General features: G+C 53.2%; 1 pseudogene. It reads right to left on the bottom strand.

Annotation, left to right across the window (positions count from 1 at the left end):
• Nucleotides 1-112: pseudogene (locus AF337_RS44900) on the bottom strand (mismatch-specific DNA-glycosylase); the annotation flags it as partial.
• Nucleotides 113-269 lie beyond the last annotated feature (157 nt).

Raw genomic sequence — 269 nt, 5'->3', positions numbered from 1 at the left:
ACAAAGCCGGATTCAATCCGCAGAAAACCACGGAAAGGTCAGGTGCGAGGATTTCCGACAATCCGGTGCTCGGCATCGTGGAGGCGTCTGGACTGTCGAGTTCCGCGGACATGGCATCATCTTGCATTATGGGACATCGCTCGAATTACGCCTGTCAAACATACCAACCGTGCATCGAGCGAAACGAGCTTCCTGAATACCATCAATGAGGGGCCGGTCTGACGGACACACGGTGCTAATCATCTTGCTGAAAATGTCGATGAATGGCC

This window comes from Rhizobium ecuadorense (assembly GCF_001187535.1).
Taxonomy (GTDB): domain Bacteria; phylum Pseudomonadota; class Alphaproteobacteria; order Rhizobiales; family Rhizobiaceae; genus Rhizobium; species Rhizobium ecuadorense.
The sequence above is the reverse complement of the archived record's forward strand: the minus strand, read 5'-3'. Positions and strand labels throughout refer to the sequence as shown.